The organism is Desertihabitans brevis (assembly GCF_003327535.1).
GTDB classification, from domain to species: Bacteria; Actinomycetota; Actinomycetes; order Propionibacteriales; family Propionibacteriaceae; genus Desertihabitans; species Desertihabitans brevis.
The window spans coordinates 57,095-69,602 of sequence record NZ_QOUI01000007.1 but is presented as its reverse complement, the minus strand read 5'-3'; the positions used below and the strand labels follow the sequence as shown (position 1 = coordinate 69,602).

General features: G+C 74.6%; 12 protein-coding genes and 1 tRNA gene. 1 reads left to right on the top strand and 12 read right to left on the bottom strand.

Features of this window, described 5'->3' with window-relative positions:
- The first annotated feature begins 88 nt into the window (after window positions 1–88).
- Window positions 89–1,333: a DUF418 domain-containing protein gene (locus tag DT076_RS12090; protein WP_114126941.1), complete on the top strand. Its 1,245-nt coding sequence runs from the start codon at window positions 89–91 to the stop codon at window positions 1,331–1,333.
- Here DT076_RS12090 and DT076_RS12085 read toward each other — a convergent pair.
- From DT076_RS12085 to DT076_RS12030, 12 genes are all read right to left on the bottom strand, one after another.
- Window positions 1,330–2,001, bottom strand: coding sequence for an O-methyltransferase (locus DT076_RS12085; protein WP_114126940.1), 672 nt, complete (start codon window positions 1,999–2,001; stop codon window positions 1,330–1,332). The genes DT076_RS12090 and DT076_RS12085 overlap by 4 nt on opposite strands.
- Before the next feature lie 146 nt (window positions 2,002–2,147).
- A tRNA-Lys gene (locus tag DT076_RS12080) sits at window positions 2,148–2,223 on the bottom strand.
- A 51-nt stretch (window positions 2,224–2,274) separates the two neighbouring features.
- Entirely contained in the window at window positions 2,275–3,000 is a 726-nt protein-coding gene (locus tag DT076_RS12075; RefSeq protein ID WP_114126939.1) for a type 1 glutamine amidotransferase, read from the bottom strand.
- Entirely contained in the window at window positions 2,997–4,175 is a 1,179-nt protein-coding gene (locus DT076_RS12070; RefSeq protein ID WP_114127117.1) for a MurT ligase domain-containing protein, read from the bottom strand. The genes DT076_RS12075 and DT076_RS12070 overlap by 4 nt, the downstream gene beginning before the upstream one ends.
- Before the next feature lie 280 nt (window positions 4,176–4,455).
- A complete protein-coding gene (locus DT076_RS12065; RefSeq protein ID WP_158548116.1) occupies window positions 4,456–5,352 on the bottom strand; it encodes a MerR family transcriptional regulator in 897 nt (298 codons plus the stop codon).
- 232 nt (window positions 5,353–5,584) lie between these two features.
- Entirely contained in the window at window positions 5,585–6,550 is a 966-nt protein-coding gene (locus tag DT076_RS12060; protein WP_114126937.1) for a D-2-hydroxyacid dehydrogenase, read from the bottom strand.
- Window positions 6,543–6,995, bottom strand: coding sequence for a RidA family protein (locus tag DT076_RS12055; RefSeq protein WP_147264139.1), 453 nt, complete (start codon window positions 6,993–6,995; stop codon window positions 6,543–6,545). The genes DT076_RS12060 and DT076_RS12055 overlap by 8 nt, the downstream gene beginning before the upstream one ends.
- 2 nt (window positions 6,996–6,997) lie before the next feature.
- A complete protein-coding gene (locus DT076_RS12050) occupies window positions 6,998–8,143 on the bottom strand; it encodes a M24 family metallopeptidase (protein ID WP_114126935.1) in 1,146 nt (381 codons plus the stop codon).
- A complete protein-coding gene (locus tag DT076_RS12045) occupies window positions 8,140–8,967 on the bottom strand; it encodes a carbon-nitrogen hydrolase family protein (RefSeq protein WP_114126934.1) in 828 nt (275 codons plus the stop codon). The genes DT076_RS12050 and DT076_RS12045 overlap by 4 nt, the downstream gene beginning before the upstream one ends.
- Window positions 8,964–10,148 (bottom strand): M20 family metallopeptidase, encoded by a 1,185-nt coding sequence (locus DT076_RS12040; protein ID WP_233493910.1) that lies wholly within the window; start codon window positions 10,146–10,148, stop codon window positions 8,964–8,966. Before DT076_RS12040 ends, DT076_RS12045 begins: the two co-directional genes overlap by 4 nt.
- Window positions 10,145–11,284 (bottom strand): mandelate racemase/muconate lactonizing enzyme family protein, encoded by a 1,140-nt coding sequence (locus tag DT076_RS12035; protein ID WP_114126933.1) that lies wholly within the window; start codon window positions 11,282–11,284, stop codon window positions 10,145–10,147. Before DT076_RS12035 ends, DT076_RS12040 begins: the two co-directional genes overlap by 4 nt.
- The gene (locus DT076_RS12030; RefSeq protein WP_114126932.1) at window positions 11,281–12,492 is read right to left on the bottom strand and encodes a pyridoxal phosphate-dependent aminotransferase; all 1,212 of its coding nucleotides are present in this window, start codon (window positions 12,490–12,492) and stop codon (window positions 11,281–11,283) included. The genes DT076_RS12035 and DT076_RS12030 overlap by 4 nt, the downstream gene beginning before the upstream one ends.
- Between the last annotated feature and the right edge of the window lie 16 nt (window positions 12,493–12,508).

The following is a 12,508-nucleotide window of genomic DNA, read 5'->3' as shown; positions in this document are numbered from 1 at the left end:
CGGGTGGGGTCGGGCGCAGCCCGTAGCCGTCCCTGAACTCGCCCGCACGGGGGTTCCGGCGGCGCGACGCCGGGCGCAGCATCCCGTCATGACCACCGCCGCGGGACCACTGCCGAGCTCGATCCGGGGCGACCAGCGCTCGCTGGCGCCGGACCTGGCCCGCGGGGCGATGCTGCTGCTGATCGCCCTCGCCAACACCCCGTGGCACCTCTACGGCAGCGCCGCCGGCAGCTCCACCGTCCACCCCACCGACGGCAGCGTGCTCGACCGGGCCGTGCAGCTGGTCATCATCACGGTGGTGGACTCGCGGGTGTACCCGATGTTCGCCTTCCTCTTCGGCTACGGGATCGTCCAGCTGTACCGGCGCCAGCGCGAGCGGGGCAGCGACGAACCGACGGTTCGCCGGGTGCTCCGCCGTCGGCACCTGTGGATGATCGCGTTCGGCCTGCTGCACGCCGCGCTGCTGTGGTACGGCGACATCCTGGGCGCCTACGGGCTGGTCGGGCTGATCCTGGTGGCCGGGTTCCTGCGGCGCCGCGACACCACGCTGGTGGTGTGGCTCGCGGTCCTCACCGGGCTGATCGTCATCGGCTCGCTGCTCGCCGTGGTCGGCGCCTCCCTGGTCGCGCAGATGCCGGCCCCGGAGGCGGCGTTCGCCGGGCTCGGCATGATCACCGCCATCAACGGGATCGAGAGCTGGCCGGCCTCGGTGCCGGCGCGGCTGACGTTCTGGCCGCTGCTGGTGCTCGGCCAGGGCCTGTTCACGCTGGTCATCCCGGTCGCGGTGCTGGCGGCGTTCTGGGCTGCCCGCCGTGGCGTGCTGGAGCACCCCGAGCAGCACCTGACCCTGCTCCGCCGGGTGGCCGCCATCGGTCTGCCGGTCGCCTGGGTGGTGGGTCTCGCGCACGCCCTGGACCACCTGGGGGTGCTGCCCGTCCCGGACTCGGTGTCGTGGGTGTTCAGCGTGCTGCAGGGCAGCAGCGGTCTGGCCGGCGGCCTGGGCTACGTGGCGGTGTTCGGGCTGCTGGCGGCCCGGTTGAGAGGACATCAGCCCGGTCCGGTGGTCGGGGCGGTGACGGCGGTGGGCAAGCGCTCGCTGTCGTGCTACCTGGCCCAGTCGGTGCTCTGCGCCCCGCTGCTGGCGGCCTGGGGGCTGGGTCTGGGGGCGGTCCTGGGCAGCGCGGCGACGGCGCTGTTCGCGGTCGGGGTGTGGCTGGTGACGGTGGCGGGTGCGGTGCTGCTGGAGCGCCGCGGCGAGCGGGGTCCGGCCGAGACGCTGCTGCGGCGGCTCTCCTACGGCCGGCCGTCCGGGCGTGGTGCGGTCGCCGGTTAGCCGACCACCCGGGCGATCGCGATGCCGTCGACCTTCTCGCGCAGCAGCGGCAGCACGACCGCCTCGACCCGGGGGTCGGCGGCCAGCCGCTGGTTGAACTCGCGGATCGCCGCCGTCGAGGTGTCGGTCGGGTCGAGCACCCGGCCGTCGCGGAGGGTGTTGTCGGCCAGCAGCAGGGTGCCGGGCCGCGAGAGCCGCAGCGACGCCTCGAGGTAGTCGGGGTAGCCGTCCTTGTCGGCGTCGATGAAGACCAGGTCGAACGGCTCCACGCCGGCGTCGGCGAGCGCGGCGAGGCTGGTGCGGGCGTCGCCCACCCGGACCTCCACCCGCTCCGACAGCCCCGCCCGCTCGAGGTTGCGGCGGGCCACCTCGGCGTGGCGCTCCTCGAGCTCGAGGGTGAGCAGGGTGCCGCCGGGTGCCAGCCCGCGGGCGAGGTGGATGGCGCTGTAGCCGCCGAGGGTGCCGATCTCCAGGGCCCGTCGGGCGCCGCTGATCCCGGCCAGCAGCTGCAGCAGCCGTCCCTGGGCGGCCGAGACGCTGATCGCGGGCAGCCCGGCCTCCGCGCTGTCGCGCCGGGCGGCCTCCAGCGCCTCGTCCTGCGGGGCGAACAGGTCGGCGACGTAGTCGTCGATCCTGACGAGCAGCTGCCGGGTGCCGTCCTGGCCCATCCGTGCCTCCTCCGATCGGACGGCCGTCCGGCGCGGACGACCGTCGGCCTGCGGGAGGAAGTCTGCCGCACGGCGAGGAGCCGGGGGAGGGGCCGCCCGGGAACGACGGATCCCCGCCCGGCAGGAGCCGGACGGGGATCTGGAGGTGGTACACCGCCAGGGACTTGAACCCTGAACCCGCTGATTAAGAGTCAGCTGCTCTGCCAGTTGAGCTAGCGGTGCGCGCGAGTGAGCACTCTACCGCAGGCGGTCGCGGGAGCGAAATCGGGCGACTCAGCGGCCCGCGCGGACGGCGGCCAGACGCTGGCGACGCAGCTCGTCGATCTCGGGGTGCTGCAGCGGCTCCAGCTCGCGTCCCAGCCCGACGGAGATGACGTGGTCGGCCAGCGCGGGGTTGCGGGCCAGCAGCGGGCCGTGGGGGTAGAGCCCGATCACCGAGCCGCTGACCGCGCCGTCGGTGCCGTCGCCGTTGCCGATGCCGACCTCGACGGTGCAGAAGGGCTCGGCGTCCGGACCGCGCTCGGTCCAGCCGCCGTGGTTCTCGAACCCGGTGATCTCGTGCACCTGGCCGTCCGGGGCGGTCCAGCACCCGAGCAGCTCCCCGACCGCCCGGTGCGGGCCGCGGGTGGTGGTGACGTCGAGCAGGCCCAGCCCGTCGGTGACGTCCTGGTGCTCGCCGACGGTGAAGGTGCGGCCGAGGATCTGGTAGCCGGCGCAGACCGCGAACACCGCCGCGCCCCGCTCGGCCGCCCGCTCCAGCGCCCCGTCGGCGCGCAGCAGCCGGACCGCGGAGATCTGGGCGGCGTCCTCCCCACCGCCGAGCAGGTAGATCTGGGCGTCGTCGGGCAGCGGGTCGCCCGGCTCGACCACGGTGAGCACCGGGTCGAAGCCGCGCCAGCGCAGCCGCTGGACGATGACGGTCGCGTTGCCCCGGTCGCCGTAGATGCCGAGCAGGGACTGGTAGACCAGCGCCACGTGGACGCGTTCGGGGGTGCTCATGCGATGCCTCCGATCCGGCGCAGCCGTTGGAACGGGGTGTAGGTGGCGATGACGTCGAAGGGCTCCGACCGCTCGGCCGATCCGTGCGCCCGGGCCAGCCGCAGTGCCTCGGCCAGGTCGGGCTCGACGGCGAAGTCGACCTCGGCGTAGGTCAGCCGGACCGCCAGGTCCTGCGCCCGGGGTCCGGTGCAGACCACCCGGCGCCCGCGCAGCTGCTCGTACTCGACGTCCCACAGCCAGGAGACGTCGCGGCCGTCGGCGGCGGCGGAGTCGATCGCCAGCACCACGGTCTCCGACCGGGCCAGCGGCAGCGCCTCGGCCCAGCCGGCGGGGTTCTTGGCCAGCACCAGCCGGACGGTGGTGCCGGCGATGGTGGCGGTGGCGAAGCGTCCGCCGGGGGAGGTGACGGTGCGCATCCCGGCCAGCGCATCCTCGGTGCCCACGCCGAGCAGGTGCGCAGCCGCCAGGGCGTGGGCGGCGTTGCCGACGTTGAACCCGCCGGGCACCTGCAGCCGGGGGTCCCAGCGGCGTCCGTCAGTGTCGATGATCTGCCCGTCGCGCACCTTCAGCGCCGCCCTCGGCTCGGCCAGGTCGCAGCCGGTGCAGCTCCAGTCGCCGCCCTCGCCGGTCTCGGGGTCGGGCTGGGTGCGGGCCAGCCCGGCGCCGCACTGCGGGCAGAGCGAGGCGTCCTGCTGCCAGCGGCTGGCGGTGTCCACCCAGACCACCTCGCGGGCGGTCTGCGCGGCCCACACGATCAACGGCTCCTCGGCGTTGGCGACCACCACCGGCCCGTCGGCCCCGGCGGCCTCCAGGGCGTTGCGCCACGAGCGACCCAGCGCCTTGATCTCGTGGTGGCGGTCGAGCTGGTCGCGGCTGAAGTTGAGCAGCACCAGCACCTCCGGACGTCCCAGCCGGACGACGTCGGCGACGACCCGCTCGTCGGTCTCCAGCACGGCGACGTCGGCGTGCGGCGCCTGCCCGAGGGCGGAGGCGATGCCGTGGTGCAGGTTGGCGCCGTCGGCGTTGGTGACCACCCGGTCGGCGTCGGCGCCCAGCCCGGCGCGGACGGCCGCCGCCAGCAGGTGGGTGGTGGTGGTCTTGCCGTTGGTGCCGGAGACGGCGGCGATCCGGCGTCCCTGCAGCAGCGTCGCCAGCGCGGTCGGGTCGAGCCGCAGCATGACCTGGCCGCGGATGGAGGCGCCGCTGCCGCGCCCGGACAGCCGGGAGGCCAGGGCGGCGGCCCGTCCGGCGAGCACGGCCGCGCCCAGCCGCAGCCGCCGGCCGAGCGGCTGGGAGCCGGTGGCGGCTCCCCGTCGCTGCAGGGTCGAGGAGGTCACGGGCGGCCTCCGCCGGTCCGGGTGCTGCGCTGGTCGTGCTCGGTCATGGGGGCCATTGTGCCCGGGCCGGCGCCCACCCGCGGTCCCGACGCGGACGCCGGACCGCGGCCGCTCGGTGTCAGCCCTCCACCGCGGCGGGACGGACGTCGAACACCGTCGTCGGTGGCTCCTGCCCCGGCGGGGAGACCAGGGCGCTGGGGCTCACCCGCCGCGGACCCCGTCCGAGCGGGTCGAGCTGGTGGCGACGCCGGTGCTCCTCGAAGGCCAAGAGCTCCAGGTACCCCGTCGTGGCCTCCTCCAGCGGGTCGAGCGGGCGCGGCTCGACCGGGGCGAAGGTGATCTCCCGCCGCTCGGGGAGCACGCCGGTGCGGGGGACCGCACGCTCACCGAGGTGGGCCCGGACGTGCTCGGCGAAGGCGCGCTCGGCGTCGGCGTCCAGCGCGGTCGCGGACTCCCGAGCCACCACCATCTCGTGGACCCGCGAGCTGGCCGGGGCCGGGCTGTCGGGCGCGGCCGTCCACCAGCGGGCGGGAGGAGCGTCGGACCACTCGTGCAGCGTCCGGCGGACGCCGGGCAGGTCGGCGGCCATGGCGGCGAAGGTCTGCAGCTGGCCCTCGGGTTCCTCGGGCAGCTCGAAGCGGCAGACGACGCCGACCCACGGCTGGGCGGGCGCCGTCCGGGTGGTCGGCCGGAGGGCGTCCAGGTCGGGTTCGGCGAGCCGCTCGGCGACCGCGAGGTGGAAGTCCTCCAGCTGGCGGCGCAGTGCCAGCTGGTCGCGCCACCGGGCGTGGTCGAAGTCGCGGGCCGAGCCGAGCTCGCTGAGCGGCACGCCGGCCTGGCGGAGCAGCCCGAGCAGCTGGCCGTGGTGCAGCTGCTCGGCGGAGTAGCCGCGGTGGCCCGAGCCGGGGGCGACCGAGGCGGGCTCGAGGATGCCGCGTTCGGCGTAGAGCCGCAGCGCCTTCGGTGTCAGGCCGGTGGCCAGGGCGAACTCGGCGGGGCCGATCTGTCGGGACATGCCTCTCCTCGGTCGTCGTCGGTGCACGTCCACCATCCGTCCTGCCCAAGGGGCGGGGTCAAGCGGCGGGAGCCGGTCGACCCAGCCGCAGCACGGCCCGCACCGCGAGCCCGGCCAGCCGCGCCCAGAAGGCGGCGGCGCTCGTCCCTGGTCGCGCGACGCGGGCTCAGCAGCCGCTCCTGGGCGGCCCCCGCCCGGACGGTGCTCGACGTCAATCCAGACGGCCGACCGGTCAGCGGTTCCCGGGGACGAAGCCCAGCCGGGTGTCGACCTGGGGCGAGAGCGGGAGACCGGACGCCCAGCCAGCGCACAGCCTCGTGAACTGGGCGATCAGGTCGGTACGCCACCGGCCGGTCCGCGACGAGGTGTGCGGGGAGACCAGCACCTGGGGGAGCGTCCAGAGCGGGTCGCCGGGTGGCAGCGGCTCGACCTCGAAGCTGTCCAGAGCCGCCCCGGCGAGGTGTCCGGAGAGGAGCGCCTCGGTGAGGGCCCGCTGGTCGACGGTGCGTCCGCGGCCGACGTTGACCAGGTAGCTGCCCGGCCGCATCCGGGCGATGATGTCGGCCGAGAGCAGCGACACGGTACCCGGGGCGAGTGGCACAGCCATCACCACCACGTCGGCGGTGGCGACCGCCGTGGCGAGCTCCGACACCCCCAGCACACGTCCGTGCTCCGGGTCCGTCCGGGCGGAGCGGGCGAGCAGCCGGCACTTCATCCCCACCGCCCGCAGCAGACGGGCGCAGGCCCGACCCACCCCGCCGGCACCGACCACCAGCACCGACGTCCCTGCCAGGTCACCCGTCTCGCGCGTCCGCCACGCCCGCGCTGGCCGGTCCGCCCAGGTGCCGGCCAGATCCTTGGTGTGGGCGGCGACGCAGGCCAGCACGTACTCGGCGATCCGCCGGTCGAACACCCCGGCGGCGTTCGTGACGACCACCCCGGAGGCCGACAGTTCCGGGCTTAGCAGGTGATCGACGCCGGCCGCTGCCACGTGCACCCACTCCAGCCGAGGCGCCCGCTGGGTCAGGTCGGTCGCGGCGGCGGAGAAGAAGTCCCAGAGGAAGAGCGCCTGCGTGCTCTGCAGCGCCGCGTCGAGCCCGTCGGCGTCCACCACGGTCACCGCGACCTGCTCGGGCAGGTCGTCGAGGGCGGGCACGGGGACCTCACCCTGCAGGACGGTGAGCCGGCGTTCAGCCACGGGCGCCTCCCTCGGGAACCACCCCGACCACGAGCGACACCTCGACCGGGGCGCCGCCCGGCAGGCCGGCCACGGCGACGGCGGCCCGGACCGGGAGAGAGCCGGTCGCCTCGACCAGCCGGTCGGAGGCGCCGTCGGCCACCTCTGAGATCGCGATGGTGGGGTCGACGGTGCTGACGTAGACCGTCATCGACAGCGGTACCAGCCGCTCGCCCGCCACGCGGCAGCTGGCGGCGGCGGCTAGCGACCGCGCCGCGGCGACGCCGGCCAGCTCTCGTGCGGTGCCGACGTCGATCTCCGTCCCGACCCGACCGACGGCGAGCAGGTGGTCGCCCTCGCGTGGGGTCATCCCGGCCACGAACACCTGGTCACCGTGGCGGAGGGCGACCCGGTAGCGGGCAGCCGGCCGGGGGACGTCAGGGTCCTGCGCCTCCGCACGGGTCATGGTCACCCCTCGGATCCCGGACGGGCGTCGCAGCGGGTGAGCACCTCGGGCTCCCCCGCGGTCACCAGCACGGTGGCGGAGAAGCCCTGACCGGCCCGTCCGGCCAGCCGGAGCGTCGGCACCACGTGGACCACCATGCCGGGCTGGAACTGCCGGTGCTCGGTCTCCTGCAGCGAGAGGATGTGCCCCTCGCCCCAGTCCGGGGCGAAGGCGATCCCGACGGAGTACCCGCTGCGCTTGCGGTAAGTGTGCAGCAGCCCGAAGGAGTCGATGGTTTCCCGGCAACGGGCGTGCGCCTCCGCGGGCGTGTGCCCGGGCCGGACCAGCGCGACGGTGGCGTCCCGGGCCGCCTGGCAGGCCTCGGCCATCGCCGCCGCCTGCGGATCCAGGTCACCGCTCCACACCGTGTGCATCAGCGGTGCGTGGTAGCGCCCGACCGAGGCAGCCATCTCCAGCAGCACCCCCTCGCCTTCGTGGATCACCCGGTCCGACCACGAGGCGTGGATGTTGCCGGCGCGTGGGCCGGAGGCCACGAACGGCTCCATCCCCAGGTACTCCGAGCCGGCCGAGACCATGGTGGACAGCGCGACCGCGGCGACGTCGCGCTCTCGTGCCCCGGGCACGGCCGCGAGGGCGGCAGCCCGGACGCCGGCGTTCGTGATGGCCGCGGCAGCCCGGAGCCGGTCGATCTCGGCGGCGGACTTGACGACGCGGAGCTGGGCCACGAGCTGGTCCACCGCGACCACCTCTGCACCGTCTAGCAGGGCGGTCAGCCGGGCGTGGTGCTCGGGCACGAAGAACCAGGACCGCGACTCGAGTCCCACCCTCGCTCCGCCGCCGTGCTCGCGCACCAACTCGGAGGTCCGCTGGAGCGGGTCCTCGACGTCGGCGAAGCCGCGGACGTCGGAGAGGTACGTCGTCTGCTCGCCGTTGACGACCTCGGTCTCCCGCAGCAGGAGGGTGGGCTCGCCGTCGGCCGGGACGACCAGGCACTGGTAGGTGTAGTAGCCGGAGGTCTCGTGCCCGGTGAGCCAGCAAATGTTCTCCGGGGTGTTGACCACGGCCAGGTCGAGCGACTGCTGCTGCAGGGCGGTCTGGAAGCGCTGCAGGCGCTGCTCCTGCTCCTCGCGGGTGAAGACGGGGGTCATCGTGAGGTCCTTCCGACGGTGGTGACTCGGTACTGCGGGTGCAGGTCTGCCAGGTAGGTGAGGTCGGCACGGGCCTCGCGGACGGCTGCGACGTCGACGTCGGTGACCAGCACACCGGGGGTGGGGCCGGCTTCAGCGACGACCCGTCCCCAGGGGTCGAGGTGCTGACTGCGGCCGAAGAGCTCGGCGCCACCCTGCCTCCCGACGGCGTTGACGACCGCGACGTGCACGCCCGACTCCAGGGCCCGGGCGGGGTGGTAGACGTCGTAGCGGCGTTCTTCCTCGCCGGTGGCGTAGGCCGAGCTGAACAGCAGCAGGTCGGCATGGCGGGCCAGCGCCCGCGCGTACTCGGGGAAACCGGCGTCGTAGCAGATGCCGAGTCCGGTGCGCAGGCCGCTGTGCTCGAGCAGCACCGGGCCCTGCCCGGCGGTGAAGACCGTGCGTTCGGGCCCCCACAGGTGGACCTTGGCGAAGACGGTGCGCACGGAGCCGTCGGCGGTGAGCAGCAGCAGGGCGTTGTGTACACCGCTCCCGGTGGCGACGGCCGCCCCGACCAGCGTGTCCAGCCGGTGGGTGCGGACGGCCTCGCGCAGCGGCTGCAGCCGGGCGTCGTCGGGCCCGTCCAGCACCGTGTCGAGCTCACCGCGGTGCAACCGGTCGGCGCGGTAGCCGCCGATCACCAGCTCGCTGGTGGCGAGCAGGTCCGCACCTCGTCCCGCCGCCTCGGCCACGGCGTCGGCCACCGCCGCGACCGCGGCCCGGACCGCCTGGTCGCCCGGTGCGGCGTCGGGCAGTGCCGCGCACTGGGCCAGGGCGAGCCTCACCGCCCGGACCCCAGGTAATGCTCGATGATCGCGCGGTGCACCGCGACCGCCCGCTGCAGCTGGTCGACCTCGACGTGCTCGTCGATCGCGTGCATCACCGCCAGCGTGCCGGGGCCCACGACCACCGTCGGGATGTCGGCGGCGCGGAAGGTGGTCATGTCGCAGTTGACGACCAGCCCGCCGAGATCGGTCCGTTCGCCGACCGACTCCATCGCCGCGAGCGCGGTGGCGACGAACGGGTGGTCGCGGGGGGTCTCCGACGGCCCGCCGGTGCTGGGCGCGCACGCGACCACCGAGGCCTGCCAGCGCGGGTGCTCGGCGGTGAAGGAGTCGAGCACCTGCTGCACCTCCGCCAGGGCGTCCGCATCCGACTCACCAGGGACCAGCCGTCGGTCGAGGGTGATCCGGCAGCGCTCCGGGACGGCGTTGGGTGCCTCCCCGCCGTCGATCAGCACCGGCGTCATGGTGGGACCACCGGTCAGCGGGTGGTTACGCTCGAGCAGCTGCTCGGACAACCTGCGCAGCCTGCCGAGCAGCAGTGCGGCGCCCTCGACCGCGTTGACGCCCTGGTGCGGGGTGGCGGCATGGGCAGGCACGCCGCGGACCTCGACCACCGGCCGCACAGAGCCCTTGTGCGCCGACAGCAGCTGCAGGCCCGTTGGCTCGCCCACGACGCAGGCGTCCGGGTGCAGCCCCTGCACCAGGTGGCGGGCGCCGGTGCTGCCGGCCTCCTCGTCCCCGACGGCGGTGAAGACCACGGTGCCGTCCAGCTCAGCCCGCTCCTCGACGAGTTGCAGCAGCGCCACCGCCATCGCGGCGAGACTGCCCTTGGCGTCGGCGCTGCCGCGGCCGTACAGGCGTCCGTCGACGACGCTCGGTGCGAAGGGTGGCTGCCTCCAGCCGCTGCCGGCCGGGACGACGTCGATGTGGGAGTTGAGCATCAGCGTGGGGCCCGGGCCGAAGTCGACCGGCACGACCAGGTTGGCGTGCCCGTCGCGGTAGCGGTCGACCTCCACCTGCAGACCGCGAGCGGCGAACCAGCCGCCCAGGACGTCCAGTGCCGCGACCTCGTCACCACCAGGGTTGGTGGAGTCGACGGCGACGAGTTGCTGGGTAAGGGCGACGACGTCGAGCGCGTCCGTCGCGGCGACGGGGGCGGTCGATCGGTCGGTGGTGATCACGGGAGCTCTCCTGTCGGTGTGGTGTCGAGGTGCAGGTCGACGCCCAGTCCGGGACCGGTGGGCACCAGGACCGAACCGTCGACCAGGGGCAGGCCGGTGGCGACGTCGTCGGCAGGACGGATGTCGGCGCACCCCCACAGCTCGGCCTCGGCCACATCGAGCCCGACGGCCAACGCGGTGGTGGCAGCGCAGCCCAGCCGGCCCTGGTCCATCTGGCCGAGCGCCACGGCCAGGCCCACCTCGCGCGCTGCGGTCACGGCTTCGCGCAGCCGTGCGACGGTGCCGGCCTTCTCGAGCTTGAGGTGGACGCCGGCGACCGTCCCGGCCAGGGCCCGGACCGAGTCGGCGTCGCGGGCGGACTCGTCGGCCCGCACCGGGACCGGTGAGGCGGCGCCCACCCGGGCCAGGTCCGTCATGGAGGCGACGGGCTGCTCGAGCCAGGCGACGTCCAGCCTGGCCAGGCCCTCCGCGGCCCGGACGGCACCGCGGACGTCCCATGCGGCGTTGGCGTCGGTGAGCAGCTCGACCTCGGAGCCGACGGCGCGGCGCACGGCCGAGACCCGCGTAAGGTCGTGATCGACGTCCCCGCCGACACGGATCTTCACCCGCCCGAAGCCCGCGGCGACGGCGCGGCTGGCCCGTTCTCCGGCCGCCGCGACGGTGCCGAAGGGGATCTGTGCGTGGGTGGGCCAGCGGACGGGGCCCGACCCGCCGAGCAGCCGGTGCAGCGGCTGTCCCGTCAGACGGCCCGCCGCGTCGTGGGCGGCGACGTCGAGGGCCATAGCGGCGAGCCTTGATGCGGGAAGCAGGTCCGCCAGCACCTCGTCGACCTGCCGCCCGGTGCAGGCCGTACCGGTCAGCGCGGAGAGGACGGTGCCCGTGTCCTCACCGGTGGCGTAGGTCCCGTTCGTGCGGACCTCCGCCCGACCCGGGACGCCCTCGGCGAAGTCGACCACCAGGACGAGCGACTCTAGGTGCTCGGCGCGGGCGGAGGCGTGGTCGAGCGGGCTGGCGAGTCGGTGGCGCACGGTCCACCACCGCAGCCGCCACGGACGCAGCCGGCCGGGCCGGGGAGCGGCCGCGCCGGGGGCGACGGCCGGGTCGGTGGCCGCGGCACCGAGGTCGAGGCACCTCATCGCAGCGGGTACCGACCCACCACGTCGAGGATCCGCCCCAGGGCGGCCTCCCAGACCTGCTCGTCCTGCGCGAAGCAGAGCCGCAGGTGGCCCAACCCCGCCTCACCGAACTGGTACCCGGGGTTCACCACGACGCCGGCATCCGCCTTCAGCCGCAGCGACAGCTCGCGGTCGCCGACGTCGGTGAGCACCTCCGGGAAGACGTAGGAGGTGCCGTAGGACGGGCGCACCCGCATTAGCCCGGAGCCGTTGAGGGTGGCCACGGTGGTGTCGCGCAGGGCCTGGTACTCCTTGACCCGCAGCCGCAGGTAGTCCTGGTCGTCGGCGAGCCAGCGCGTGAGCAGGTGCTGGGCGTAGGCCGGGGCCCGCAGGGCGGTGCAGGACTGGACGTCCTCCATCCGGTCCACCAGCGCATCCGGGGCCAGCGCGACGCCGAGCCGGAAGCCCGACATCGACTCCGTCTTCGACGGCCCGAGCAGGGTGATCGTCCGCTCCGACATCCCGGGCAGGTTGGCCAGGTGGGTGAAGGCCTCGCCGTCGTAAACCAGTCGGCAGTACAGCTGGTCGGCCAGCACCGTGAAGTCGTGCTGCACCGCTAGCTCGGCGATCTGGGTGAGCGTCGTGTCGGCGTAGACCATGCCGGTCGGGTTGTTGGGGTGGGAGAAGACGAGCAGCCGGGGACCCCGGGCTGCCGCTGCGGCGAGCGCCTCCGCGTCGAGCACCGGACGGCCGTCGGCCTCGGGGAAGCGCATCGGGATGCGCACCACCTCCGCGCCGAACCAGCGCAGCATCCGTTCGGTTGACAGGTAGTCGGGGTCCGGCAGCAGGACGACGTCCCCCGGCTCGAGCACCGAGGCCAGCGCGACGAACAGCGCCCCCTGGGTGCCGGGGGTGAGGATCGGCTCGACGCCGTCGACGGCGGGCAGCCCGAGCACCTCGCGCAGGTTCTGCGCGACCGCCCCCCGCACCCCGGCGTCCCCGCGGTACGGGGTGTAGGTCATCCCCCCACCGGTGGAGGCCCGGAGGAGGGTCTCGGTCGTCCACTCCGGGGGCGGGAAACGGTGGGTGTCGGCGTAGGTGGCGTCGACCAGGTCGTGTGGCCCTGGCGCCTGCTCGAGCTCGCGCTCGGCCTCGCGGACCGAGGACCCGATGTGGCGCTGCATCTCGGGAAGGTCGAGGCGGGCGAGGGCGGTGGGCAGGTGGGACACGGTTCTCCTTGTGGGT

Coding starts and splice junctions, on each gene's coding strand:
- DT076_RS12050 (WP_114126935.1), bottom strand. CDS start 8,143: ATGACCCCCGTCTTCACCCGCGAGGAGCAGGAGCAGCGCCTGCAGCGC.
- DT076_RS12065 (WP_158548116.1), bottom strand. CDS start 5,352: ATGTCCCGACAGATCGGCCCCGCCGAGTTCGCCCTGGCCACCGGCCTG.
- DT076_RS12055 (WP_147264139.1), bottom strand. CDS start 6,995: ATGACCCGTGCGGAGGCGCAGGACCCTGACGTCCCCCGGCCGGCTGCC.
- DT076_RS12075 (WP_114126939.1), bottom strand. CDS start 3,000: ATGAGCACCCCCGAACGCGTCCACGTGGCGCTGGTCTACCAGTCCCTG.
- DT076_RS12085 (WP_114126940.1), bottom strand. CDS start 2,001: ATGGGCCAGGACGGCACCCGGCAGCTGCTCGTCAGGATCGACGACTAC.
- DT076_RS12035 (WP_114126933.1), bottom strand. CDS start 11,284: ATGAGGTGCCTCGACCTCGGTGCCGCGGCCACCGACCCGGCCGTCGCC.
- DT076_RS12090 (WP_114126941.1), top strand. CDS start 89: ATGACCACCGCCGCGGGACCACTGCCGAGCTCGATCCGGGGCGACCAG.